Source organism: Type-A symbiont of Plautia stali (assembly GCF_059731155.1).
This window is the reverse complement of record NZ_AP035891.1, coordinates 1,308,760-1,333,645: the sequence shown is the minus strand read 5'-3', so window position 1 is coordinate 1,333,645 and position 24,886 is coordinate 1,308,760. Positions and strand designations below refer to the sequence as shown.

The window sequence follows — 24,886 nt, the reverse complement described above, 5'->3', positions numbered from 1 at the left end:
GATGGCACCGCGCAGTCATATCGATGTATTGCCTCCATCGGTGCGTGAATGGCTCGACCGGGCGCTGACGGAGCGCAATTTCAGTGGCTACCGGGAGCTGGAGACCCTGCTGCGGGATAAAGGGTACAGCATCGGTCGGGCGCAGATTTCCCGCTACGGTCAGAAGGTGCAGCGCCGCTTTGCCGCTATTCGTGACGCGACTGAAGCGGCGCGGCAACTGACCAAGGGTGCGCCCGATGACCAGGATGCCCGCTCAGAGTCCATTATGGCGTTGGTGCAGACTGAATTACTCAATAGCCTGCTGGAGGCACAAACCATCAAGGAAGAAGCGGGGTCGCCGGTTGAACGGGCTGAGCGCTTTGCCCGCATGGCGAAAAATCTGGCCCCGATTATTCATGCCAGCGTCAGCCTGAAAAAACTGCAAGGGCAGCTTAAAAAAATCAGCGCGGAAATGGCCACGCTGGAGCAGGAAGCGGCGCAGCAAGGCAAAGGGCATGTCAGTCTGGAGACCCTGAAGCGGGTGCGTGAAGAAATTTACGGGATTATCACATGAGCAAAAACGTGACACTCTACCCGTATCAGCAACACTGGATGTTAGATCCCGCGCGTTTCAAGATTGGCTGTTTTGCCCGCCAGACCGGCAAAACCTTTACCACCACGCTGGAGCTGGTTGATGACTGTTTTGAGACCGAGGCCCGTGGCGGTCGCACCCGCTGGGTCATTCTCTCGCGCGGGGAACGCCAGGCCAAAGAGGCGATGGAAGAAGGGGTCAGAAAGCATTGTCAGGCGTACGGTCTGGCCATCCGTGAAATCGAAGGCAGCGTGAAAGGCTCGGGCAGCGAGCGTTACACCCTGCTGGAGGCAGTGCTGCCCGGCGGCTCACGCATTACCGCACTTCCCGCCAACCCCGATACGGCGCGCGGCTTTGCCGCCAATGTGTTTCTCGATGAATTTGCCTTTCATGCTGACAGCCGCAAAATCTGGGCCGCGCTGTTTCCGGTGATATCAAACGGCTACAGGCTGCGCGTCACCTCCACCCCCAATGGCAAGGGCAACAAGTTTTATGAGCTGATGACCGACCCGTCGCTGGACAGCGTCTGGTCGCGCCATCGGGTCGACATTTACCAGGCGGTCAAAGACGGCCTGCCACGGGATGTAGCCGCCCTCAAACAGGCGCTCAATGATGAAGACGCCTGGGCGCAGGAATTTGAACTGCACTGGCTGGATGAAGCCGCCGCCTGGCTTTCCTATGACCTGATTGATGGCGTAGAGCACCCGCAGGCCGGCAAGCCTGAGCACTATAACGGCGGTCCCTGTTTTGTCGGGGTCGATATCGGTCTGCGCCATGACCTGTTTGTGATATGGGTGATTGAACAGGTGGGCGATGTGGTCTGGACACGCGACATCATTACCCGCAAGCGTGCCCCGTTTGCCGAGCAGGATGCGCTGCTCGATGCGGTCTTTGCCCACTACCGGGTACTGCGCTGCTGCATCGACCAGACTGGTCTCGGCGAAAAGCCGGTGGAAGATGCGAAACGCCGTCATGGCAGCACGCGGGTCGAAGGGGTGTTATTCACGCCTACTAACAAGCTGACGCTGGCGACACGCGGTAAAGAAGTGTTTGAAGACCGCCGCCTGCGACTGCCGCAAGGGGACGGGGCGCTGCGGGCCGATTTGCATAAACTGAAAAAAGTGATGAGTCCGACTGGCGCGCCGCGTTTTGTGGCCGAGAGCGATGCCGCCGGGCACGCTGACCGTGCCTGGGCGCTGTTTTTAGCGCTCAGCGCCGCCGACCAGCCCCACGGCCCGGTGCGCGCTTACTCCTGTTGCCCGCGTCAGGCCTCATCGTTGCTGGAGGGATATTGATGATTATCGATAAAAAAGCGTTGTTCAGTGACATTGCCACCCGCGCCCGCAGTCCGGCGGGCCTGGGACAACTGTTCGGCCATTTACCCAATCCCGACCCGATATTACGCGCCCGAGGCCAGGCGATTAGCGTCTACCGCCAGTTACGCGCTGAGCCGTTGGTGGGTAGCAGTATCCGGCGGCGTAAATCGGCGGTCAAATGCCTGGAGCGCGGACTGGAGCCGGGGCAGGCACCTGCGCCTGTGGTGCGCTTTATTGAACAGACCCTGGCGCAGTGGGACATAAACCGCCTCATCGGCGAACTGCTGGAGGCGGCCTTTTTTGGCTATCAACCCGCCGAACTGACCTGGGCAAAAGACGGGCGCCATCTGGTAGTGACCGATGTGGTGGGTAAACCACCCGAGTGGTTTACCTTTGATACCGAGAATCGCCTGCGCTTTCAGGCCCGGCAGTCGGGCCTGGCGGGCGAGTTATTACCGCCGCGCAAATTTGTGGTGGCGACGCAAGACGCCACCTTTGATAACCCCTACGGGTTTGCGGATTTGTCGCTGTGCTTCTGGCCGGTGACGTTCAAGAAAGCCGGCTGGTCATTCTGGATGCGCTTTAGTGAGAAATACGGCACCCCCTGGGTAGTCGGGCGTCATCCACGGGGTCAGGACCAGGCGCATGTTGGCCCGCTGCTGCACTCTCTCGAGCAGATGGTGCAGGATGCGGTGGCGGTTATTCCGGATGACAGCAGCATTGAATTCAGGGAGCCCGCCACCAAGGGGGCGTCAAGCAGTCTGTACAAAGACCTGATTGAGATGGCCCGCAGTGAAATTACCATTGCGCTCCTGGGCCAGAACCAGACCACCGAAGCCGAAACCAATCACGCCTCTGCCCAGGCCGGGCTGGAAGTGGCCGCCGATATCCGCGATGGCGATGCGGTGATGGTGATGAGTGCGGTGAATCAGATACTGCGCTGGCTGGTTGAGCTGAACTTTGGTGATGTGCCGGTGCCGACGTGGCGACTGTGGGAGCAGGAGACCATTGATGAGGTGCAGGCCAGGCGTGACCTGAGTCTGGCGCAAACCGCCGGTTTTTTCAGCGCGCAATACTATCAGCGTGAATATGGCCTGCAACCGGGGGATTTGCTGATGGAAAGCCAGCAGGAAACCCCTTCCCACTCTGCTTCCTCGCTGGCCTTTGCCGAAGACGAGACGCAGAGCGCGTCCGATGCCCAGGCACAGCTTGACCGGGCACTGGACAGCCTGATGAAAAACGGCGCGCTGGACAACACCCTGCAACCGCTGCTCACCCCGTTATTTGACGCGGTAAAATCGGGTATTTCTCCCGGCGAACTGAGGGGAAAACTGGCCGCACTTTACCCCGAGATGCCCGCGGACGCGCTACAGGAAACCCTGGCCCGGGTGATGTTTGTTGCCAATGTCTGGGGGCGTTTACATGCCTAGACTCCACGATAACGAACTGACGGCGCTGTTTAGCCTGCCGCCCAAACGGGTCATCGCTTACCTGAAAGCCAAAGGTTTTACCTTTTCCTGGGACTGGCAGGATGTCTGGCAAGACGCCCATGCGCAGAGTGCGACGGTGGCCAAAGTGACGCGACTGGATATCCTGCAGGACATGTATCAGGCACTGAACACCTCGCTGGCTGAGGGGCAAACCGGGCAATGGTTTGCCCAGGAATTGACCCCGGTACTGCAGGCCAGGGGATGGTGGGGGCAACAGGAGACCACTGACCCGGTCAGCGGTGAGCCGGTCACGGTGCAGCTGGGTAGTCCGCAGCGACTGGAGACGATTTACCGCACCAATCTCACCACCCTGTACAACGCCGGGCGCTGGGCAGAAATGCGGGAGAATGTCGCGGCGCGCCCCTACTGGATGTATGTGGCAATACGGGATAACCGTACCCGCAGAAGCCATCTGGCGCTGCATGGCCGGGTGTTTCCTGCCGATGACCCGCTATGGCGTGCACTCTACCCGCCCAATGGCTGGCGCTGTCGCTGTAGCGTGATAGCCCTGTCAGTGCGGGATGTCAACGCGCGTGGGCTAACAGTGGAAACGTCCGGTGACCGTCTGCGCTGGTCGTTGCAGGTGGTCTCGCGCAAAACCGGCGAAATGCGGCCAGTGGCCCAGCTGACACTCGACAATCATACGGTGTTTTCCCCGGATATCGGCTGGTCGTATAATCCCGGTGAAGGGTATCGACCGGACTTAACCCGCTATCAGGGGCCGTTACACACCCTGGCCGTTAACACCCTGGGGAGAGCGGAATGACCGCTACTATTCTGTCGGTTGAGATAACCGATAACGACCTGAAACAGGCACTGAAGCACCTGGATAACGCCGCTTACGACCTGACCCCACTGATGCGCCGCTGGTCTGAAACGCTGAAAACCGCCACCGACCTGAACTTTGAAGAACAGGGGCGGCCACGCTGGCAACCGTCGGTCGCGGCACTCGCCCGCCAGGGCATGACGCTCTCCCGGGACGGGTATTTGCGCCGCAGCGTGACGCCGGACTATGATGCGCACCAGGCACGGGTCGGCACCCATCGCGTTTATGCCCGCATTCATCAACTGGGCGGTCAGGCTGGAAGGGGTAACTCGGTGACACTCCCCCCGCGTCCGTATCTGCCGGTCTCCGAAGCGGGACAGTTAGACGCTGAGGTTAAACGCCAGCTGCTCGATGAAGTGCTTGATTACCTGCAACAGGCCACCCACCGCTAAGTGCTGTCTGAGGCGCTCAGGGCTTAAATGATACAATGCGATACCTGAGAGCCTTTCCATCCTTTATAAAGCTTTATAAACCCCTTCCTGAGCGCGTTATGCCCGCTCGCAGAAGCAGTATGCGAATGCTGAAAGACAATACGCAAATGAAAATCTTTAAAGCCCTTTAAAAGGGAAATCAGCCAACCCGACATAGACTGTCATCCTGATAGTCAATGGAGGTGCCATGAAACCCCTGCATATTCTCAAGCCAGGCCACTATATTACCGGCTACGGTGACAGAGTGACATTTAGTGAAAACGATTTGCATGTCTGTGCGAATGCCTATGATCCGGCGTTACATGAAGCGCCAATAGTCATCGGTCATCCCACGACCAACGCCCCGGCTTATGGCTGGATCAAACGGCTATCGGCGCAAGGACGTGATCTAATAGCCGAACCCCAACAACTGGAGCCGACATTTGCCGAATCCGTGGTCAGTGGGCGTTACAAAAAACTCTCTGCCGCCTTTTATGCGCCGGATTCACCCCATAATCCGGTGCCCGGTATTTACTATTTGCAACACGTCGGTTTCCTGGGTGCCCAGCCGCCGGCGGTCAAGGGCCTTAAGCCGGTGACCTTTAGTGAAGGTGAAGAAGGGGTCGTCGTGTTGAGTGAAGACATGCAGTGCGATCACGATCCGCTGTTTACCCGTTTACGGGCGTTCCTCAGCCACGCCCTGGGCAACCCGCCTGACACGACCATCTTAAGCACCCCGACCCAACCCTTTTCTGAGCCGGGGCTTATTACGCCGCCCCCTATAACGGAGAGCCTTACCGTGGAAAAACATGAAGTCGAAAACCAACGGCTGCAAGCCGAGAACGCCGCCTTAAAGCAACAGCTAAGCGCCCATCAGGCTGAAAAGGCCGCTCAGGCCGCCAACCTGGCGCATGAGGTTAATGTGGTGTTTGCCGAAAATCTGATTAATGAAGCGCGCCTGGCCCCTGCCGGACAAGCGGTGGTGGTGGCGTTACTGGATGCCCTGTCGGGCAAGGAGAAGGCGTTGACCTTCAGTGAGGGCAGCAAAACGCAACCACTCGTTGATGCCGTCAAGTCCCTGTTGACCAGCGCTACCCCGCTGGTCGATTTTAGTCAGCGGGCGGTGCCGGGAAGAGGCAATACGCCGCAAAACAGTCTGACCTTTAGTGAGCGGGCATCCGATCCGGATACGCTGCATCAACAGGCCATGGCGCTTAAGGCGCGTGAATCCATCCCTTACGAAGCGGCGGTGAAGCGCTGCCTGTCAGGAGAATCCCATGTCTGATTATTTAAAAAGCAAACGGGCCAACGACCCGGTGCTGACCCATATTGCTGCTGAATACCGCAATGCCAGCCTGATTGGGGAAAAGCTGTTTCCGCTCGTCCGGGTAGAAAAAGAAGGCGTCAAGGTGCCGACCTTTGGCAAGGGCCGCCTGGCGCTGTATGAAACCAAACGCGCAGTGGGGGCGGACAGCAATATCCTGTTAAGAGAGAAACAGGCGTTTACCGATATCGTGCTCGATGAGCATGATCTGGCGGTACCGGTCGATCACCGCGAACAGGCGGAATCGATGTTTAATGAAGAAATCAAGGCGATTAAACGGGCCACGGACGGTATTTTACTGCGCCGTGAGCAGTATGTCGCCGAACTGGCGCAATCGGCTTCGGTCTATGCCAGCAACGCCACCAAAGCCCTGACGGGCGAGGCCGCCTGGAACAAGAAAAATGGCGATCCACTGAAAGATATTGAAGCCGGGATGGAAGTGGTGCGCGCCAATATCGGCCTGCGCCCCAACGTCATTACCATGGGGGCCAGTGTGATGGCGCTGTTGCGCTTTCATAAGGTGCTGCAAGACGCGCTGGGTGGGAATGAACGTAAGCGTATCACTACCGAGATATTAAAAGATTTATTCCAGGTGGATGAGGTGCTGATTGGCGCGCCGGTCCAGCTAGACAAGGACGGTAAAAGCACCACCGACCTGTGGAAAGATAACCTGATGCTGCATGTGGTCAGTCCCGCCTCTGCGGGCAGTGATAGCGCGGATGAGCATAGGCCGTCCTTTGGCTATACCTTCCGCCGTCAGGGGATGCCCCTGGCCGACCGCTTTGACAGTGTTGGCGGCAAGGTGGTCAATATCCGCTACACCGATATTTACAAGGTCGCTGTGGTGGGCAGTGAGGCAGGGTATCTGATTAGCGGCATTAAAGGAGCGTAAAAGATGGTCACGCAACAGGTGGTATTAACCACGACCGTGGTGGCAGTGGAGGATTTAACCGTCCATCGTCTGGTGGGCATCACGGCAAAACCCTTTAAGGGCACCGGGACGGAACTGGGTGTTGCCGAGGTCTCCGGTAAAAAAGGGGACAGCGTGCCGATTAATGTGCTGGGCATCATGGCGGTAGAGGCAGGGGCCGCGATTAGCGCGGGCGAGCTGCTCAAGGCCGACAGTGAAGGCCGGGTGGTATCAGAAAGCGCATTAACCGGCGGCGGGCTGCCCGCTTCAACGGTGGGCGTGGCATTGGATGCCGCCACTGCCGCAGGCGAGATTATCCGCATGGTCAGAGGTATCTGATGGCCTACTGCACGTTGGAGGATATCGGGCAATTGCTCTCACACCATACGCTGGTTCAGCTGACGCAGGATGTCTCAGGCGAAGCGCTGATGGGTGGCCTGCCCAATGTGATTAACGACAAGGTGCTGAACGATGCCATTCGCTATGCCGATGAGCTGATTGATGCCCATCTGCGCGGGCGTTACGTCTTGCCGCTGGAGACTGTTCCCACGGTACTGCGCGATATGGCGGTCAATCTGGTGACGCATCGATTGTACCTGCGTCGTCCCGAAGGCCAACTGCCCGAGGCGATAAAAGAAGTGTATCGCGGCAGCCTGAAAATGCTGGAAGCCTTGCGTGACGGCAAATTAACGCTCGGGATAGCGGGAGAAGGCCAGGCGATACCGGAGCCGGGAGCCTTTCATGTTCATGCCCGTCCGGCGCGCTTTAGCGGCCCCGGCGGCTTACTGGAGGACTTTGAATGACGCTCGATATCATGCGCGCCCTTTTGGGCCTGCTGACAAAACGCTTACCGCAGCTGGAGGTCACCTTCTTTCCTGAGCAGCCGGAACGCTTTCATCTTAATCATCCGCTCGGCGCAGTCCTGCTCAGTTTTGCCCGCTCACGTTTTGGCGACATTCAGGATGTGGGCATGGTGTTTCAGCCCCGGGTGCTGCATTTTACGCTGACCCTGGTGATGCGCCAGCTTAACGGTAACGAGGGGGCGATTGCCACCCTCGATACCCTGCGTCAGGCCGTGGGGGGCTTTATGCCGCCGGACTGTCGCCGCCCACTGTGGCTGATAGATGAGGTTTTTTTGGGACAATCCGAGGGCTTATGGCAATACGCGCTGACGGTGGCGACCGAAACCTGGTTTGTGCAGGACTGGCCACAGGATGCTTTACCGTGTACCCGGGAAGCGTTCATGAAGACAGAGAATAACGAGGTGGCTTATGGCGAAGTTTCGCTACAACGGTGAATCCCCGAATGGGGCTCCCCTGCGTCTGGCTGATGGCCGTACCCAGGATGTGATGTTTTATCCCGGTCAGGTGGTCGATGTGCCGGTCGATCATCCGTTTATTGTCTCGCTGGAAGCGCAGGGCTATCTGACTTTTCTGGGCTTTGATTATCCCGATCCGCCCCCTGAACCCCCCAAACCGTTGACGGATTTTGAACAGCGCTTACAGGCCGCTCAACACCCAACCGGCAAACCGGCCCGTTACCGTTATGACGGCCAACAGATGAACGGGGCCGCTTTGCGCTTACCGGATGGAAGCATCCTGGATGTGATGTTCTGGCCGGGTCAGGAAGTGATCTTGCCGATGGATAACGATTATGTGCTGGGGCTGGAAGCCCAGGGCTATTTAACCTTTCTGGGTCAGGAAGCAGAAACTCCCGTCGACCCCATCGTGACGGCACCGTTGGCACCGGCCATCACATTGTCGAGCGACACCGTGGCGCTTCCCGCTGATGAGGTCCAGCCCGTCGAAGCGCCGATCAGCACAGCGTTAGTGATGCCCGCCAGAAAACGCGGCAAAGTGCCATCAGACACCAAAAGTAACGAGGTCACCCCATGAGCAGAGAACACCATCACGGCGTTGATACGCTGGAAATTGAACGCGGGACTCGTCCGGTCAAAACGGGAGAATCGTCCGTGATTGGGCTGGTCGGTACCGCGCCGACAGGCCCGGTCAATACCCTGACCCTGTGTACATCGGAAAAAGATGCCGCGCAGTTTGGCGATGAGCGAAGTGGATTTACCCTGCCGCAAGCCTTGCGCGCTATCTATGACCACGGTGTCGGGACGGTTCTGGTGGTCAATGTGTTTGACCCCAAAAGCCATCAGAAAACGATAACCGCAGAAAGTGTCACCTTCGATAGCACGCACCACAGTGCCACACTGAGCCAGTTACCCGTGGGCGATATGGTGGTGAAAAGCATCGATGGGCAGACCCCCTATCAGGTGGCGACCGACTATACCGTGGCCTCCGCAACCGGAAAAGTCACCCGCGTCACCACCGGCGGCATTGCGCAGGGAGGCACGGTCAGTGTGACCTATCACACCCCGGATGTCTCAAAAATTACCGCCGCTGACGTTTTGGGTGCCACCAATGCCGCCGACCAGCGTACCGGGATGAAAGCGCTGGAAAATGCCGACAGCCTGTTTGGCTTTCGCCCAAAGCTGCTGATTGCACCGGGCTTCTCGCATTTTAATGCCGTGGCCACCGCCATGATTGCCCTGGCCGACCACTGTGAAGCGATTGCTTATATTGACGCCCCGGCAGGGATAACGTTTGCCCAGGCGATAGCCGGACGGGGGCCACAAGGCACGATTAATTTTAATACCGCCTCTGACCGGGTACGCCTGTGTTATCCGCAGGTCAAGGTCTATGACAAGGCAACAAACCAGACGCGCCTGGATCCGCTGTCGGCGCGGGCGGCGGGTCTGCGGGCAAAAGTTGACCGGGAAAAAGGGTTCTGGTGGTCGTCTTCCAATCAGGCACTGATGGGCATTGTGGGCATTGAGCGCCCGTTAAGTGCGCGTATTGACGATGCCAATAGCGAGGTCAATCTGCTTAACCAGAACGGCATTACCACGGTATTTAACAGTTTTGGTAGCGGATTACGCCTGTGGGGCAACCGCACGGCGGCCTGGCCGACCGTGACGCATCTGAAGAATTTTGAAAATGTGCGGCGCACCGGGGACATGATTAATGAGTCTATCCGCCATTTCAGTCTGCAATATATTGATCGCCCGATTAATCAGGGGCTGATTGATGCGCTGACCGAATCGGTCAATGGCTATGGTCGTCGGCTGATTGCCGATGGGGCGTTGCTGGGCTTTCACTGCTGGTATGATCCGGCGAACAACACCAGGGATGCGCTCAGTCTGGGGCAGTTGAAACTGAATTACAAATACACCCCGCCGCCGCCGATGGAGCACCTGACCTTTGAGACGGAAATCACTAATGAATATCTCACCTTTCTGAAAAGTGGGGTCTCCGTATGAGCGTGACGCACAGGGTCAATAAGATAACGATAAGGAGGAGATGATGGCGGGCAATGCACTGCATTTTATGACCAATGCCAATGTCTATCTGGACGGCAATAGCCTGCTGGGTCGGGCAAAAGAAATCAAGCTACCGGAAATCAACGTGGTGCAGCAGGAGCATCAGGCGCTGGGGATGATAGGCAAAGTTCAGTTACCGGCGGGGTTTGACAAGCTGGAAGGGGAAATTCACTGGACCAGTCTGTATGAAGAGGTGGCCCTGCGTACCGCCAATCCCTTCAAGGCGTATCCACTGCAATGTCGCGGCAGCCTGCAGCGCTATAACCCGGCACAGGGTCGCCAGGATGAACTGCCGGTGGCGGTGTTTATGACGGTGATGTTTAGCAAAAACGTGCTGGGCAGCTTTAAGCAGCATGAGGTGCCGGAGATGAGCAGCAGTTTTACCTGCAGCTATATCAAGCAGGTGATGGATGGCCAGGTGCTGCTGGAGCTGGATGTGATCGCCAATATTTTTAAAATCAACGGTGAAGATATGCTCACCGATTATCGTGCCAATCTGGGTGCTTAACCTGAAAATCCGAGGAGTGATGATGACAGACCGTATTCATTATAGTTTGCAATACCCTTATGCCCTGGGCAGTGGTGAAAGACTGACCCAGGTCAGCTTAAACCGGCTCAAGGTCAGTGACATCAAGGCGGTACGCCGCTTAAGTGAAAACGTCAATGACTGGGACAGCCTGTTGATTGCCCGTATGACCGGCCTGATACCGGAAGATATCGACAATATGGATTTGGTGGATTATCAACAGTTGCAAGGCCACTTTCGCCAGTTTGCGGGGCTGGATGCACTCGCCGAAGGCGCTGCGTCAGGCACAGGCGCTGTTGGCGAGATGGTTCCGCTGGCAGCCGAGTGAGCTGGATGCGCTGACCGTGGTGGAATTTGAGGATTATTTACAGGAAGCCGCGGCTCAAATCCGCCAGGAGCACGGGCAACGCGGGGCAAACCAATAAAGAGTGATCGGGTTTAACAGAGGCAGGTGACGCAGTGTCGAGCACATTTTCGATTGGGGTGGTGATTAAGGGAGCGGTGGCCGGTGCCTTTCGCTCGGCGATGGGCGACTCCCGACGTAGCCTCAATCTGTTAGGGGACACCACCCGTCGTCTGCAGACCCGCCAGCAACAACTGACTCAGGCAATGACCCGCTACGGTCAGTTGGGCGGGCAGGCTGCGCGTCACCTCAATAGCGAGCTGGGTCGGGTGGGCCAGACGCTTTCCCGTCTCGAGCAACAGCATCGCCGTTTACATCACACTATGATGGCCAGTCAGATTGCCGGACAACAACGACAGGCCCTGATGGGGCAAGGGCTAGCGTTAGGTGCCACCACGGCGGCAGCGGTGGGCGCGGTCGCGCCGTCTGTCAGGCAGTCGATGACCTTTCAGGACAATCTGGTCGATATGGGTATCACCGCCGGTTACGACGGAGCCACCCAGGCCGCACTGGGCAAGGATATCCGCGCCTGGAGCCAGCAATACAACCAGACCCAGGCCGATTTACAGGCCGCCACCAGCGCACTCATTGGCAATAACATTGACAGCCTGGACGATATTCGCGCCTACCTTCCTCAGATTGCCCGTGGCGCGACGGCTACCCGTACTTCCGCTGAACTGTGGGCGCAGGCGGCGGTGACCACCCAGCAGTCGCTGGGCATTGCCGCGAAAGATTTTGCTGCGGTACAGAACATCATGGCGCAAGGGGGCAAGGCCGGGTCATTTGAAATCGCTGACCAGGTGAAGTGGTTGCCTGAGCTGGCCCCACAAATGGCCAACGTGGCCCAGGGCAAGGCGGCGGTGGCAGAGATGGTCGCCGCTTTGCAGGTAGCCAAAATCGGTGCCGGTAGCACCGATAAAGCGGCGAACAATTTTAATAACTTTCTTGAAAAACTGACTGCCCCGGAAACCCAAAAACGCTTTGCGGATGTCGGTATCGATATTGAAAAATCCTTGATGCAACAAAAAGCGCACGGGATTTCGCCGATTGAAGGGATGATGAATACCCTGCAACGCTATCTGGCGCAGAAGAGTCCCGAGGCGCTGGCACAATTTAAATCAGCGATGGCGCTACAGGACGATACCGCGCGCGATAAGGCATTACTCGCTTTACAGCAGAACTTTGGCCTGGGTGAACTGTTTGCCGATATGCAGGTGATGGCCTTTGTGCGTCCAATGCTGGCGAATATGGACAAGTACCGGCAAATCCGCGCTCAAGCCCTGGCGGCCGCGGATAAGGATGTATTAGCCGGTGATTATAAAAAACGTCTGGCCTCACCGATTGAGCAGATGAAAAAGTCAGGCGTTGCCAGTCAAGAGCTGTCACTCAGTGTCGGTGAATCACTCAGCCCCGCCGTATTGTCATTAACAGACACCCTGTTGCCTTACCTGAATGCGGCCAATGCCTGGGTCAAGACCCACCCTCAGCTGGTTAGCGGTATGGCTAAAACCGTGGGCGGCCTCCTGTTGTTTAAGGGGGGATTGTTGGCCACAAGGCTGGCGCTCAATCTGCTGGGTTCACCGATACGCCTGCTGTGGGGCGGGTTTACCCGGTTGCGTACCGGCTGGTTATTACTCAGCACCACCTTTGGCATGGGGGGGCGCTTAAGCCGACTCGCAGGCAGTGTGGGGCGATTGGGTAAGGTGTTGGCCGGTGGGCTGGTGACAGGCCTGCGCCTGGCCGGACAGGCACTGCTGTGGCTGGGGCGGGCACTGATGTTTAACCCTGTTGGCCTGACTATCACCGCAATAGCTGCCGGGGCTTACCTGATTGTCCGCTACTGGACGCCGATAAGCGCTTTCTTTCAGGCGCGTTGGGCCGAGGTCAAACAGGCGTTTTCCGGCGGTATTGCGGGTGTTGGGACACTTATCCTTAACTGGTCGCCGTTGGGTCTGTTGTATAAAGCCTTCGCCGGGGTGATGGGGTATTTCAATATTGAACTGCCCGCTAATTTTACCGGTGCGGGTCGCCAGCTGATTGATGGCCTGGTCAACGGGATTAAAAGTCGTTTAACCGCCGCCAAAGAGACCATTGTCCATTTTGGTGACAGTGTGTCGGGCTGGTTTAAGGAGACACTCGGCATACAGAGTCCCTCAACGGTCTTTGCCGGATTGGGGGACAATATTGTGCAGGGTGCAGTGGTGGGCATTACCCGCACCACGCCCGCATTAGCGCGCGCCGTCGGCGGCCTGATGCCGCTGATGCAAGCGCCCTCCCCGCGTGTGCCCCACTGGCCTGATACCCCCATTCCCCCTGCCGGTCAGGGGAAAGCATTTTCAGGAATACAGCTCACCTTTGCACCACAGATTGTGATGAACGGTCAGTCTCAGGCGACCCCGGCGGCGTTGCGTGACGCCTTGGCTATCAGTGTGCGTGAGCTGGAAAAACGCCTGGCGCAGCTGATGCACCAACAACAACGGCGGGACTTTTACTGATGCTGGCGATCCTGGGTGAAATTGAAGTGCAGTTACAGACCGGCTTTACCGCGCTGGAAGCCACCCTTGGCGGTGAGTTTGCCGAGCAGGCGCGCATTGGCCGCAAGCCGGGTCTGCAGTGGGTCGGCGACAAGTGCGATGAATACCGTTTAAGTGTGCGGTTTCATCAGCAGTACTGTCAACCGACCGCGCAATGGCAACGGCTACAGGCCGCCTGTCGTGCCCATCAGGCACTGGCGTTTGTGCTCGGTAATGGCGAGTACCTGGGGCATTTTGTGATCACAACGCTTACGGGCCGTACGCTGTTGGCGCATGCCGACGGGTTTGCTCAATGCCTGGAGGTCGATATCAGTCTGCGTGAATTTACCGGCGATCTGCGCCAACCACTTAAGCCGCCGGCGATAGCCACGACACTGAACAGAAAAGCCGCCGGGCTAATACCGGCGATCGGCAGCGGTACACCGCTATCGCGGGCGGTGGGTCTGGCCCGTCAGGCACAATCGGCACTGGCCACGGCCTCACAGGCGATCCGGGTGGCGCGCCAGATGAAAACGGATCCGGTCGCGGCGTTAACACGCGTGCCTGGGGTGATAAATAGCCTGGGTGAGGTGGCCACCCCGTTGATACAGGCGCACCCGTTGTTGGCCGGCCTGGAAGCCCATTTTCCTGCGGCCAGTCACCTGACCCGTGCGGCGGGCAAGGTGGCGACCACAGCCAGCCAGGCGAAAAACACGCTCAGTGCCCTGACCCCCGGTACCGGCCAGGCACTGCCCGGAGCACTGGATACGGTGGCCGGTCAGGTGGGTGGTGCCCTCAGTACCTGGAACGACGTCGCCCCGGTGCTGAGCCGTCTGACGAGCCATCTGGTGACGCGTCGCTAAAGGAGAACAGCACGATGTCTGCAAGCCAACATGAACAAGCACATAACCCGGGCGTCTGGCAACATATTACCCGTGAGGGCGAGCGCTGGGATACGCTGGCCGCCCACTATTACGGTGATGCCTTGGGCTATGTGCGGATCATTGCCGCCAATCCGGCTATTCCGATCACACCGGTGTTGCCTGCCGGCATCACCCTGGCTATCCCGCTGATTAACGCCCAGGACACCGTGGAGGAGACACCGCCATGGTTGCGTTAACGACACAACGACAGCAGGCGGTACCGACCCCGACCTGGATCCTGCATTATGGCCAAAAAGACATCACGCACGATATCACCCCGGACGTGCTCGGGATCCGCTTTACCGATCAGCTCAGTGGCCAGTCTGACGAGCTGACGGTCGAACTGGAAGACAGCGCCGGGCGCTGGCGCGGGGCCTGGTATCCGGGTAAAGGCGATACGCTCTCCCTGGCACTCGGCAGGGTCGGCGCGCCATTACGTCCCTGTGGCACCTTTTCGATTGATGAAATAGAACTCAGTGGCCCGCCGGATACGGTGTCGCTGCGCGGGTTATCGGCTTCGGTGACCACTGCGTTGCGCACCCGGAGCTACCGGGCGTTTGAGCAGACCAGCCTGGCGGCCATCGCCCGCCGGATTGCCCAAAAACACCACCTGACACTGGAAGGGCAGATTGCGCCGCTGATCCTTGACCGGGTGACACAGCAACATGAAACCGACCTGGCTTTTTTGCGCCGACTGGCGGAGGAATACGGCTATATCGTTAAAGTCACGCCGAGCAGGCTGATTTTTTCTGAGCGCGTCAGATTGCGGGAAGCCTCGCCGGTTAACGTCATTACCCCGCAAGCCGTCAGTCATTACAGCCTGCGCGATACGCTTAACCGTATCTACCAGCAGGGCAAGGTGAAATACCAGGACAGCCAGCGCAAACAACTGGTCACGGTCGGTATGAAGGCCGATGGCACGATAGGCGAAGTGGCGCGAGAAACGGTGCCTCAAAAACAGGGACGTTCAACCAGCGCCGATACCTTAAGATTGCACAGCCGGGCACGGAGCCGGGAAGAAGCGACCGCCAGGGTGTGCGCGGGCCTGAACCGGCATAATGAATATCAACGGGTGGCGACGGTAGCGCTGGCGGGCAATACGGCGTATCAAGCCGGGTTAACCGTGCGCCTGGCCGATTTTGGTCGCCTGTCCGGGGTGTGGCTTATCACCGAAGTCCGCCATGCCCTGTCGCGCCAAAGCGGTTACGCCTGTGAACTCACCCTGGGCCAGGGGCCGATGGCGCGCATGAACAGGAAAACGACGCGCGCGGATCAGTCGGCGACCCCACCGGTGATGGGGGTGAAAGCCGATGGCAGTGTGGGCCCGCTGAGTGAAAAAGAGACGACAACCGGAGAAAAGCAACCATGAAAGGACTGCAATTGATGTTCGGTACCATCAGCCAGATTGATGAGCAAAACGTCCGGGTACGGGTACGGCTGCCGACCTGTGATAACCTGCGCACCGCCTGGTTGCCGGTATTGCAACGCAACACCCAGGATAACAAGGATTACGGGCTACCGGATTTAGGTGAACAGGTGAGTCTGCTGCTGGATGCTGACGGTGATGACGGCGTGGTGTTAGGGGCGGTGTATTCCGAGGTAGACCCCCCCACGGTGGCAAACCGCGATAAACGGCGGGTGGATTTTGCCGACGGGACTGTTGTCGAGTATGACCGCAAAAACCACGCGATGACTATCGGGGGCGAGATACAGGCCCTGACGCTGACCACCCAGACCACGGTGCTGATCCAGACGCAAAACGCGACGGTGAAGGCAAGTCACACCCTGTTTTTGGATGCACCGGATACGGTCGCGACGGGCAACCTGACGGTGCAAAAGCAACTGACGTACCAGGGCGGCATGAGCGGTTCGGGCGGCAGCGGCGCGGCGGCTATCATTGACGGCACACTCCAGGCCAGCGGGGATATCCAGGCGGGTCGGGTGTCGCTGCAACAGCATCAACACAGCAACGGACATGACGGTAAGCCCACCGGTAAGCCGTTATAAGTGAGGGAGGAACACGTTTGATGAACACAATGACCGTCCTCAGCACCGCAGACTGGCAACCCGCGCTGCACGCGCCGGGTGACCGGGTCAGTGGCATAGAAGATATTCAGCAGTGCCTGCGACTGATTTTAGGCACCCCGAAAGGTAGCGACCCGCATCGACCGGATTTTGGCAGTGATCTGCATCGCTATCTGGATATGCCGGTAGAACGCGCCTTGCCGCATGTGGTGCGGGAAACGGTGGAGGCCATCAGACGCTGGGAGCCCCGCTGCGAATTACATCAGGTGCGGCTTAATGCGCAGGGTGAGCGGGTGACCCTCCTGCTGCGCTGGCGACTGCCAGGCCGTCAGGCTCACCAACAAACGGAGGTCGCATGGCGTTAACCCTTGAGAAACCGCAGTTTGTGAACGCAGACGCCCAAGCCATTACCCGCGAGATGATCGCGGCCTATGAAGCGGCCAGCGGTAAAACCCTGTGGCCCGCGCAGGCTGAGCGGCTATTGATTGACCTGTTCGCCTACCGGGAAACCCTGGTGCGGAGTGCTATCCAGTCAGCGGCTGAGCAAAACCTGGTGGCCTTTGCCCGTGCGCCAATGCTGGACTATCTGGCCGAGCTGGTCGGCGTTTACCGTCTACCGGCGCAACCGGCACGCACTACGGTGGAATTTTCACTGGCGGTCGCGCCCCCGGTGACGATACCGATACCGGCAGGCACACGGCTCAGCGCCACCGACAGCCTGATATTTACCACCGACAGCGAGGTCAGGCTGACGCCGACGGCATCAACGGTGACGGTGAGTGCGACCTGCAGCGAGGCGGGAACAAAGGGTAACGGCTGGCAACCGGCGCAAATCAGCACCCTGATGGAGGCCATCGATGACGGGGATATCCAGGTGACCAATACCACGCCAAGCGAAGGCGGCTCAGACGCTGAGGACGATGCGCATTTGCGGAGCCGTATTCGCCTGGCTCCGGCGTCCTTCAGTACCGCCGGTTCACGCGAAGCCTATCGTTTTCATGCCATGAGTGCCCATCCGGGGATTTGTGATGTGGCGGTGACCCGCCCGAAGCCGGGGACGGTTAACCTGTATCCGCTGCTGACCAGTGGGCTGCCGGACAAGACGATACTCAGCCTGGTAACGGCGCTGTGCTCGGAAGAGCGGGTACGCCCGCTGAATGATACGGTGCAGGTGCTGGCCCCTGAGAAAGTCGACTATGCGATTAGCGCGCAACTGACCTGTTATGCCAGCCAGCCGGGCGCGCCGGTACTGAAACAGGCGCGGCAGGCCGCCGAGCAGTATGTCGCCCGCCAGGCTAAACAGCTGGGTCGGGATATTGTGCCCAGCCAGATTATCGCCGCCCTGTCCGTCCCTGGCGTTTACCGGGTGCAGCTCAGTAGTTTCAAGACCCTTGAGCCGACGGTACTGGCCGCGCAGCAATGGGCGCATTGTAGCGACATTCAGTTAACCCTGGGCGCGGAGAGTGCTGATGACCGATAACAGCCTGTTACCGCCGCTGCTGGCGGCAGAGAAACATTTTCAGGCGCTGGCGGCACAGGCCGCTTGGTTACAGCAGATTGACCTGACGCCGCTGCTGGTTTACCTGCTGGATATGACCGAGGCGTCGGCCTTGCCCTGGCTGGCAGAGCAGCTGGCGTTAACCGGGGTCAATGGCTGGTCTCTGGCAGAATCGGATGATGCGCGCCGGGCGATGCTGAAATCAGCCATCACGCTGCATCGCTATAAGGGTACCCCCTGGTCGATTCGTGCCATGATACGGGCGCTGGGGTTTGGGGAGGTGACGATAACCGAAGGGGGAGCGGCCCTTAAACCGGAACAGGCGACCGCGTATCCCGATAGTGAGACGCACTGGGCGCTGTATCGGGTGATGCTCAATCGGCTTATCACCAATGACCAGGCAGCAAAATTACGCGAGACCCTGGCGGCGTTTGCGCCGGCGCGTAGCGAACTGGTGGCGCTGGATTATACGGCAGTGCCGTTACGCTATAACGCTCAGACGACCTATAACGGGCGCTATAATCATGGCAGCAGTTAATGGTATGCAAAAACACTTAATCTATACACAAAAACAGACTACACTGTGACTAAAAAACCGCCCACGATGGAATAAAGCCCGATGGAGCACGATGAAATGAGTTATTTAAAAGAAACGGCTGCCTGGGAGGACGGTATCTACCAGATAGAGACCTCCGACCCGGTATTGGGCGGGCCAGACGGTATTACCAACCGACCCGCACGTGAACTGGCGAATCGGACCGCCTGGTTAAAGCAGCAATTAAAAGAGGCCGAAGCGGCGTTGACTGCACATACGCGCTCCCGAAACCACCCGGATGCAAGCGTAAGTGAAAAAGGTTTTGTCAGGCTCAGCAATGCCAATCAGAGCAGCAGTGAAACGGAAGCGGCGACCCCGAAAGCGGTAAAAATTGTTAATGACAGGCTGAACGCGGTGATCGACAGTGCACCCTCAACATTAGACACACTGAATAAACTGGCAAAAGCCATCGACAATAACCCTAAATTTGCTGAAAAACTCAATCAGCTTCTTGAGCAGAAGTTATCAAAAAATGACAACGGCGCCGACATCCCGGACAAAAATCAATTTATAAAAAACCTTGGTTTAACGGAAACGGTAGATTGTGCAAAAAATGCACTGGATAAACGGACTGGCGGAACGGTCAATGGCGACATTCTTTCACAGGGTGGCCAAATCGGAATGAAGGGGGATAACAGTAAGCCTTTTATTCTCGCGAATGCTGATGGCAACGTGCGCGCCTATATCTGGAAAGATAAGGGCGGTGATGGAATACACATCAATAACGGTATTGACGGCGGCGGCGATTATATTTTTCATAAAGATGGCGGTTTTCGTGCCCCTTCTTCCGTGTATGCCGGAGCTGCAAGGATAGCCGCTGACGGCAATATCTACGGTAGCATGTGGGGCAATCAGTGGCTGGACGCTTACCTGAAAAAGACCTTCCAGCCCAAAGGGGCCTACGGCAAAGCGAATACAGCGAAGCTCGGGGTCAATGGATGGTTTAAATGCGGGGACACGGGATTAATTATTCAGTGGGCAAGATATGGAAAAGATAAAAGGGAAGGAACCTATGATTTCCCGTTGCCCATGAAATTTCCCAGCGCGGGATTGTTCTGTATCGGCTATGTTGCTTCTGCGATAAATTTTCATGCAGATCGTCAATCACAGTCAGCCCATCTGGTCGATAACGGGATCGTCAGGGTGACGGTGGATAACAGCCTTGAAACCGTGGTTCTGGCGATTGGTTTCTGAAGGAGGTCTGGCCAGTCGATATCCGTGGCTGCGCTGAGATCGATACGATTAAGCAGCACGCGGTATTTTTTCCAGGACAGCAGTAACGCTTTTTCGGCATCCGTTGCCATATCGAGGTCTACGGCGTCCTGAAGAGGTGCAATGGCGGCGGTAGCAATCTGCATCAGCGAGGATTTTCGCTTCTCTGCTGCTGATATCAGATCTTCTTTTGTTGGTGGTGGTATATCTCCCCATGCTGGAAAACCATCCGTACCAACTATACGCTGCTTACCTTTGGGAGACAGATTGCCTGCAAATTCCAGCCAGACATCATCACCGACTTCAACGGTATCTTTGGGAAAGCTGCCTGCCCTGATATAGTCCTGTTTTAATTCTTCAGGGAAAAAAGCATTTTCACCCGGACTGTAGTAATACATGATTAATATCCTATTGCTATCCTGGCTGTAGCCAGGTTGTAGTCAGTTGTAACCTTGATATGCGCCTTATCGACTAATCCGGCAGAGTGTGAACATAGATCTTCACCCATCCCTATAGCTTCAGCAACCCAGCCCAGCGCCCACAGACCTTCATTTGGAAACGGAAGGGGCAGCGGAAGGATTTTCCTGTCAAAGTTTTCGCTATCAGTTTTACCCCACTGGATAATCAATCCCGTGTCCCCGCATTTAAACCATCCATTGACCCCGAGCTTCGCTGTATTCGCTTTGCCGTAGGCCCCTTTGGGCTGGAAGGTCTTTTTCAGGTAAGCGTCCAGCCACTGATTGCCCCACATGCTACCGTAGATATTGCCGTCAGAGGCTATCCTTGCGGCTCCGGCATATATGGAAGAAGGGGCACGAAAACCGCCATCTTTATGAAAAATATAATCGCCGCCGCCGTCATTGCCATTGTTTAGCCGAACGCCATCACCGCCCTTGTCTTTGTAGAGCCACATGCGAACGCTATCATCCTGATTATGAATACCCAGATGCTTGCGGCCATCCCCCTTCAGGGTGATCTGGCCCCCCTGTGACATAATGTCACCATTGACCGTTCCGCCAGTCCGTTTATCCAGTGCATTTTTTGCACAATCTACCGTTTCCGTTAAACCAAGGTTTTCTTAAATCTTGGATTTGGCTAAAATATTGACCTAAACCAGCGATGACAAGGCTTTCGGAGGGAGGATTAGGGGCTAAAATGGCAAAAATTGGCTATATGAGGGTGTCAAAAAATGACCAAAACACCGATTTACAGCAAAAATCCTTGATTTGTGCAAATTGCGAACAGATTTTTGAGGATAAAATCAGTGGAAAAACAGACCAGAGACCCGGATTAAAACGCGCGTTAAACTGCCTGAAATCGGGGGATACTCTGGTGGTCTGGAAGCTCGACAGGCTGGGTCGCAGCATTAAACATTTGATTACTTTAATATCCAATCTGGAAGATGAAGGTATTCATTTTCATAGTTTGACGGATGCCATTGATACCTCTACGTCCGCAGGCCGTTTTTTCTTTCATGTGATGAGCGCGTTAGCACAAATGGAGCGCGAACTGATTGTTGAGCGTACTCAGGCTGGTTTAGCTGCAGCGAGAAGCAGAGGACGTATTGGCGGCAGACCTCAGTCGCTATCTTTTGCACAGCAACAGGAAGCTCAAAAATTATTGGCGAATGGTCATAGCAGAAAACAGCTTGCATTACTGTATGGTGTTTCATTGACCAGCATCTACAAATATTGTCCCGTTGATCGTACCACTCGAACAGGCCAAAGTGCCTCCGATGAAAAATGACAGTGTAATTTCGTTGCACTGATGGAAACAAAAGTAGCCTGTCATTTATCGCACGTTTTGGCTTCAAATATCGCACGCCGCATCAACACGCCAATCGCGCCCGAGGCGAGGAAGTAGCGGATAAAGATATCCGACGTGACCGTTTCGATGAAGTGATCGTAATTCGCCAGCACCGCCGGCACGATGCCGCAGGCACCGTTGGTCGGTGCGGTGACCACACGACCACCGGCCGCATTCTCTTCATTCACCGCCAGCGCAAACATATTGACCCAGTCGATGACGTTCATCGGATCGTTGGAATGTTTGGTCGAGGAGACCAGCAGACGTCGCAGCGACGCCGCCCGGCGCGGCACGCGCAGCGGCCCCGGCAGCACGCCTTCGGTATTCAGGCCACGATCGATACACGCCTGCATGGTTTGCCAGATATTGCCAAAATAGGCGTAAATTTCGTCACGGCTGTGCAGAGCGCCAGCTCGTTTTTCATCACCAGCCCGGAAAGCGACATGCCGGTATCGCGGCAATGACTGAGCAACTCTTTGGCTAAATGGAACGGGTAGGGTACGGCGACCTCATCCAGCACTGACTGACCAAAGTGCGCTTCGTCGACAATAAAGCCGCCGCCAATCGAGTAATAGGTTTTGCGCTCAAGCAGACGATCGCCGGCAAAAGCGTACAGGGTCATGCCGTTTTCATGCAGCGACAGGTTTTCGCTACGGAATACCATGCCGCCCTCACGCGGGAAGTCGACCTCGCGCGCGCCCTGTGCCAGCAGCAGGCGCTCACGCGCTTCAACATCTTTGATAAACACCGGAATGCTGTCGATGTCGACGCTGGCAGGCTCAAAGCCGGCCAGACCCATAATGATGGCAATGTCGGTGTGGTGTCCTTTACCGGTGAGCGACAGTGAGCCGTAGACGTCCACCGCCACGCGCGTCACGTCCTGCAGCTTGCCCTGTTCGATCAGCAGATCAACAAACTGCTTGCCCGCTTTCATCGGGCCAACGGTATGCGAACTGGACGGGCCGATACCCACTTTGAACATGTCAAAAACACTTATCACCGGTGACGCTCCTCACAAATCTTCTTTTCTACGGCGCAGGCTGTTAATGCGGCTAATAGTAATCGCCAGCGGGCGGCAGCGAGCAGCTTTTCGCATGAAATAAACTAATTATAAACCACAGAAATAGTTATCCATATCCCCGGATGTGAACGGGATCAATATTCCGGGCAGTGTGAAACGGGACGGGGGATCAGGGCAGGGCGATCTGCTGACCGAGCGCGCGCAGGATACCGGCGGTCATGCCCCAGATAAAATAATCTTCATACCACGACAGCCACACCTGGTGCTGGTGATGACCGCGGCGCAGCGCTTCTGCGAGCGGCATGGAAAACGCGCTTTCAACTTCATCCGGGTTGAGCCGCAGCGGCAGATGCGGCGGGATGATGCCGACCACTGGCGTGACGGCGAAACCTGTACTGCTGGTGACTGGCGGTAACACGCCGACCACCCGCACCTGTTGCGGCGCGATGCCCATTTCTTCCTGCGCTTCACGCAGCGCGGTGGAGATCAGCGAGTCGTCAGTGGCATCCATCATGCCGCCAGGGAACGCCACCTGCCCGGCGTGTTTGCGCAGCAGCGCGGAGCGGCGGGTCAGCAGCAGTTCGGGCTGGTCGCCATCAATTACCGGCACCAGCACTGCGGCACGGCGTCCGCTGATCACGCTGTGCGCGATCGCCAGCGGCGGCTGCAGCATAAAGCGACTGAGAAACTGCGCCAGCGTCAGCTCCATATCAGGCCTCATCACGCAGACAGGGCAGAATACGGTTGAGCTTGTGCAGCGTCTCCTGATATTCCGTCTCAGCATCGCTGTCAGCCACCAGACCGCCGCCCGCCGCGCAGTACAGCTGCTGGTTTTCGGCAATCAGCGTGCGGATGGTAATGCTGCTGTCCATACGCCCGCACAGGCTGAGGTAGCCGATACTGCCGCACCACGCATTGCGCCGCTGCGGTTCGAGTTCCTCGATGATCTCCATTGCGCGGATCTTGGGCGCGCCGGTAATGGAGCCGCCGGGGAAACAGGCGCGCAGCAAATCGGTAGCGCAGAGCGCGTCTGGCAGCCTGGCCCGCACCGTGCTCACCAGGTGATGCACCGCCGGGAACGGCTCCACCACGAACAGTTCCGGCACGCTGACGCTGCCCGGCTCGGCGACGCGGCCAATATCATTACGCAGCAGGTCCACAATCATCAGGTTTTCCGCCCGATCTTTTTCGGCGCTGGCCAGTTTCTCCGCCTGCAGCCGATCGGCCTGCGGATCGGCCAGACGCGGCAACGTGCCTTTAATCGGGCGGGTTTCAATCTGCTGCTGCTGCAGCGAGAGAAAACGCTCTGGCGACAGACTCAGCACTGCACTGTGCGGCAGACGAATGAAGGCGCTGAACGGCGCGCGGTTGGCGCGGTTGAGACGTAAAAACGCCTGCCACTCATCGCCGCGATAGCTGGCCTGAAAACGCTGTGCCAGATTAACCTGGTAGCAGTCGCCCGCCTGAATGTAGGCCTGCACCGCATGGAAACGCGCGGCGTACTGCGCATAGCTCATATTGGCCTGCCAGTCGCTGGTCAGGGCAAAAGGTTTGGGCTGCGGCACCGCCAGCGCCTGCAGCCACTGCCAGCGCTGATCCGCGTCGTTCAGGGCAATCAGCGTCAGCGTCTGGCGATGGTGATCGGCAATCAGCGCCCAGTCATAAATGCCCACCGCCATGTCCGGCGTGTGTAAATCCTGCTGCGCCCGCTGCGGCAGCGTTTCGAAACGGCGACCGAGGTCATAACCAAACAGACCCAGCGCGCCGCCCTGAAACGGCAGATTCGCATCAAACGCCGGCCGGATGCCCAGCGCGTCCAGCTGCTGCTGCACCAGCTGCAGCGGATCGGCGGTGGAGTGGCTGATGCCTGTGCCGTCGTCGATGGCGGTGCTGTCACCGCGCGTCGTCAGGGTCACTCGCGGGTCGGCGGTGAGAATATCGAAACGGTTATCCGCGTGTTCGGCCTGGCCAGAGGTCAGCAGCATTGCCCACGGACGGTGCGCCAGCGTGGAAAAACGGTGTAAAAGTGTATCGGGCGTATACTGTAGCGAGAGGGTTTTCACGTTCGTTTGGCTAAATCAGTTCAGCAGGCAGGCGCGTAGCTTGGCATATTTTTTTGCTGCTGGCAC

The 24,886-nt window shown here is 57.4% G+C and carries 28 protein-coding genes and 1 pseudogene; 24 read left to right on the top strand and 5 right to left on the bottom strand.

Annotated features, from left to right (window positions below):
* Position 1 precedes the first annotated feature (1 nt).
* The 23 genes from AC6I8M_RS07175 (at position 2) to AC6I8M_RS07065 (ending at position 19,912) form a co-directional block, all read left to right on the top strand.
* Positions 2–553 carry a DUF3486 family protein gene (locus tag AC6I8M_RS07175; RefSeq protein ID WP_498013729.1) on the top strand — a complete coding sequence of 184 codons (552 nt, stop codon included), beginning with the start codon at positions 2–4 and terminating at the stop codon, positions 551–553.
* The gene (locus AC6I8M_RS07170; RefSeq protein WP_498013728.1) at positions 550–1,866 is read left to right on the top strand and encodes a phage terminase large subunit family protein; all 1,317 of its coding nucleotides are present in this window, start codon (positions 550–552) and stop codon (positions 1,864–1,866) included. The genes AC6I8M_RS07175 and AC6I8M_RS07170 overlap by 4 nt, the downstream gene beginning before the upstream one ends.
* Positions 1,866–3,317 (top strand): DUF935 domain-containing protein, encoded by a 1,452-nt coding sequence (locus tag AC6I8M_RS07165; RefSeq protein ID WP_498013727.1) that lies wholly within the window; start codon positions 1,866–1,868, stop codon positions 3,315–3,317. The genes AC6I8M_RS07170 and AC6I8M_RS07165 overlap by 1 nt, the downstream gene beginning before the upstream one ends.
* Entirely contained in the window at positions 3,310–4,143 is an 834-nt protein-coding gene (locus AC6I8M_RS07160) for a phage head morphogenesis protein (RefSeq protein WP_498013726.1), read from the top strand. The genes AC6I8M_RS07165 and AC6I8M_RS07160 overlap by 8 nt, the downstream gene beginning before the upstream one ends.
* The gene (locus tag AC6I8M_RS07155; protein WP_022549422.1) at positions 4,140–4,595 is read left to right on the top strand and encodes a phage virion morphogenesis protein; all 456 of its coding nucleotides are present in this window, start codon (positions 4,140–4,142) and stop codon (positions 4,593–4,595) included. Before AC6I8M_RS07160 ends, AC6I8M_RS07155 begins: the two co-directional genes overlap by 4 nt.
* A 226-nt stretch (positions 4,596–4,821) precedes the next feature.
* Positions 4,822–5,898, top strand: a complete 1,077-nt coding sequence (locus AC6I8M_RS07150; RefSeq protein WP_498013725.1) for a peptidase — start codon at positions 4,822–4,824, stop codon at positions 5,896–5,898.
* On the top strand, positions 5,891–6,829 hold the full coding sequence (locus AC6I8M_RS07145; protein WP_058948961.1) for a hypothetical protein: 939 nt from the start codon (positions 5,891–5,893) through the stop codon (positions 6,827–6,829). Before AC6I8M_RS07150 ends, AC6I8M_RS07145 begins: the two co-directional genes overlap by 8 nt.
* A 3-nt stretch (positions 6,830–6,832) precedes the next feature.
* Positions 6,833–7,186 (top strand): capsid cement protein, encoded by a 354-nt coding sequence (locus AC6I8M_RS07140; protein ID WP_498013724.1) that lies wholly within the window; start codon positions 6,833–6,835, stop codon positions 7,184–7,186.
* Positions 7,186–7,650 carry a gp436 family protein gene (locus tag AC6I8M_RS07135; protein WP_498013723.1) on the top strand — a complete coding sequence of 155 codons (465 nt, stop codon included), beginning with the start codon at positions 7,186–7,188 and terminating at the stop codon, positions 7,648–7,650. Before AC6I8M_RS07140 ends, AC6I8M_RS07135 begins: the two co-directional genes overlap by 1 nt.
* Complete coding sequence (locus AC6I8M_RS07130; protein ID WP_058948958.1) at positions 7,647–8,144, top strand: Gp37 family protein; 498 nt, start codon at positions 7,647–7,649, stop codon at positions 8,142–8,144. The genes AC6I8M_RS07135 and AC6I8M_RS07130 overlap by 4 nt, the downstream gene beginning before the upstream one ends.
* A complete protein-coding gene (locus tag AC6I8M_RS07125; protein ID WP_153005973.1) occupies positions 8,119–8,742 on the top strand; it encodes a hypothetical protein in 624 nt (207 codons plus the stop codon). The genes AC6I8M_RS07130 and AC6I8M_RS07125 overlap by 26 nt, the downstream gene beginning before the upstream one ends.
* Positions 8,739–10,175: a phage tail sheath subtilisin-like domain-containing protein gene (locus tag AC6I8M_RS07120; protein ID WP_498013722.1), complete on the top strand. Its 1,437-nt coding sequence runs from the start codon at positions 8,739–8,741 to the stop codon at positions 10,173–10,175. The genes AC6I8M_RS07125 and AC6I8M_RS07120 overlap by 4 nt, the downstream gene beginning before the upstream one ends.
* 43 nt (positions 10,176–10,218) lie before the next feature.
* Positions 10,219–10,743 carry a phage major tail tube protein gene (locus tag AC6I8M_RS07115; protein ID WP_010616697.1) on the top strand — a complete coding sequence of 175 codons (525 nt, stop codon included), beginning with the start codon at positions 10,219–10,221 and terminating at the stop codon, positions 10,741–10,743.
* Positions 10,744–10,762: 19 nt separating this feature from the next.
* On the top strand, positions 10,763–11,089 hold the full coding sequence (locus AC6I8M_RS07110) for a phage tail assembly protein (protein ID WP_058948964.1): 327 nt from the start codon (positions 10,763–10,765) through the stop codon (positions 11,087–11,089).
* Between the two features lie 131 nt (positions 11,090–11,220).
* Positions 11,221–13,659 (top strand): phage tail tape measure protein, encoded by a 2,439-nt coding sequence (locus tag AC6I8M_RS07105; protein WP_498013721.1) that lies wholly within the window; start codon positions 11,221–11,223, stop codon positions 13,657–13,659.
* The gene (locus AC6I8M_RS07100) at positions 13,659–14,540 is read left to right on the top strand and encodes a phage tail protein (RefSeq protein ID WP_498013720.1); all 882 of its coding nucleotides are present in this window, start codon (positions 13,659–13,661) and stop codon (positions 14,538–14,540) included. The genes AC6I8M_RS07105 and AC6I8M_RS07100 overlap by 1 nt, the downstream gene beginning before the upstream one ends.
* Positions 14,541–14,554: 14 nt before the next feature.
* Positions 14,555–14,797: a tail protein X gene (locus AC6I8M_RS07095; RefSeq protein WP_010616691.1), complete on the top strand. Its 243-nt coding sequence runs from the start codon at positions 14,555–14,557 to the stop codon at positions 14,795–14,797.
* Entirely contained in the window at positions 14,785–15,969 is a 1,185-nt protein-coding gene (locus tag AC6I8M_RS07090; protein ID WP_010616690.1) for a phage late control D family protein, read from the top strand. The genes AC6I8M_RS07095 and AC6I8M_RS07090 overlap by 13 nt, the downstream gene beginning before the upstream one ends.
* Positions 15,966–16,607, top strand: a complete 642-nt coding sequence (locus AC6I8M_RS07085) for a phage baseplate assembly protein V (RefSeq protein WP_010616689.1) — start codon at positions 15,966–15,968, stop codon at positions 16,605–16,607. Before AC6I8M_RS07090 ends, AC6I8M_RS07085 begins: the two co-directional genes overlap by 4 nt.
* Before the next feature lie 20 nt (positions 16,608–16,627).
* Entirely contained in the window at positions 16,628–16,990 is a 363-nt protein-coding gene (locus tag AC6I8M_RS07080) for a GPW/gp25 family protein (RefSeq protein WP_010616688.1), read from the top strand.
* A complete protein-coding gene (locus tag AC6I8M_RS07075; RefSeq protein WP_022549429.1) occupies positions 16,981–18,105 on the top strand; it encodes a baseplate assembly protein in 1,125 nt (374 codons plus the stop codon). Before AC6I8M_RS07080 ends, AC6I8M_RS07075 begins: the two co-directional genes overlap by 10 nt.
* Positions 18,095–18,661 carry a phage tail protein I gene (locus AC6I8M_RS07070; protein WP_022549282.1) on the top strand — a complete coding sequence of 189 codons (567 nt, stop codon included), beginning with the start codon at positions 18,095–18,097 and terminating at the stop codon, positions 18,659–18,661. Before AC6I8M_RS07075 ends, AC6I8M_RS07070 begins: the two co-directional genes overlap by 11 nt.
* Positions 18,662–18,742: 81 nt before the next feature.
* Positions 18,743–19,912, top strand: coding sequence for a tail fiber protein (locus AC6I8M_RS07065; RefSeq protein WP_498013719.1), 1,170 nt, complete (start codon positions 18,743–18,745; stop codon positions 19,910–19,912).
* On the opposite strand, the gene AC6I8M_RS07060 is transcribed toward AC6I8M_RS07065, so the two are convergent.
* Both AC6I8M_RS07060 and AC6I8M_RS07055 read right to left on the bottom strand, forming a co-directional pair.
* Entirely contained in the window at positions 19,819–20,328 is a 510-nt protein-coding gene (locus AC6I8M_RS07060; protein ID WP_022548508.1) for a tail fiber assembly protein, read from the bottom strand. The genes AC6I8M_RS07065 and AC6I8M_RS07060 overlap by 94 nt on opposite strands.
* Before the next feature lie 2 nt (positions 20,329–20,330).
* A complete protein-coding gene (locus tag AC6I8M_RS07055; protein ID WP_022547402.1) occupies positions 20,331–20,924 on the bottom strand; it encodes a tail fiber protein in 594 nt (197 codons plus the stop codon).
* Positions 20,925–21,085: 161 nt separating this feature from the next.
* On the opposite strand from AC6I8M_RS07055, the gene AC6I8M_RS07050 reads away from it, so the two are divergent.
* A complete protein-coding gene (locus AC6I8M_RS07050) occupies positions 21,086–21,676 on the top strand; it encodes a recombinase family protein (protein ID WP_041387358.1) in 591 nt (196 codons plus the stop codon).
* A 77-nt stretch (positions 21,677–21,753) separates the two neighbouring features.
* Here AC6I8M_RS07050 and AC6I8M_RS07045 read toward each other — a convergent pair.
* From AC6I8M_RS07045 to pabB, 3 genes and pseudogenes are all read right to left on the bottom strand, one after another.
* A pseudogene (locus tag AC6I8M_RS07045) lies at positions 21,754–22,736 on the bottom strand (L-serine ammonia-lyase); the annotation flags it as partial.
* 190 nt (positions 22,737–22,926) lie between these two features.
* Positions 22,927–23,466 carry a CoA pyrophosphatase gene (locus AC6I8M_RS07040; RefSeq protein WP_010616387.1) on the bottom strand — a complete coding sequence of 180 codons (540 nt, stop codon included), beginning with the start codon at positions 23,464–23,466 and terminating at the stop codon, positions 22,927–22,929.
* 1 nt (position 23,467) lies between these two features.
* Entirely contained in the window at positions 23,468–24,820 is a 1,353-nt protein-coding gene (pabB, locus tag AC6I8M_RS07035) for an aminodeoxychorismate synthase component 1 (RefSeq protein WP_022547796.1), read from the bottom strand.
* Between the last annotated feature and the right edge of the window lie 66 nt (positions 24,821–24,886).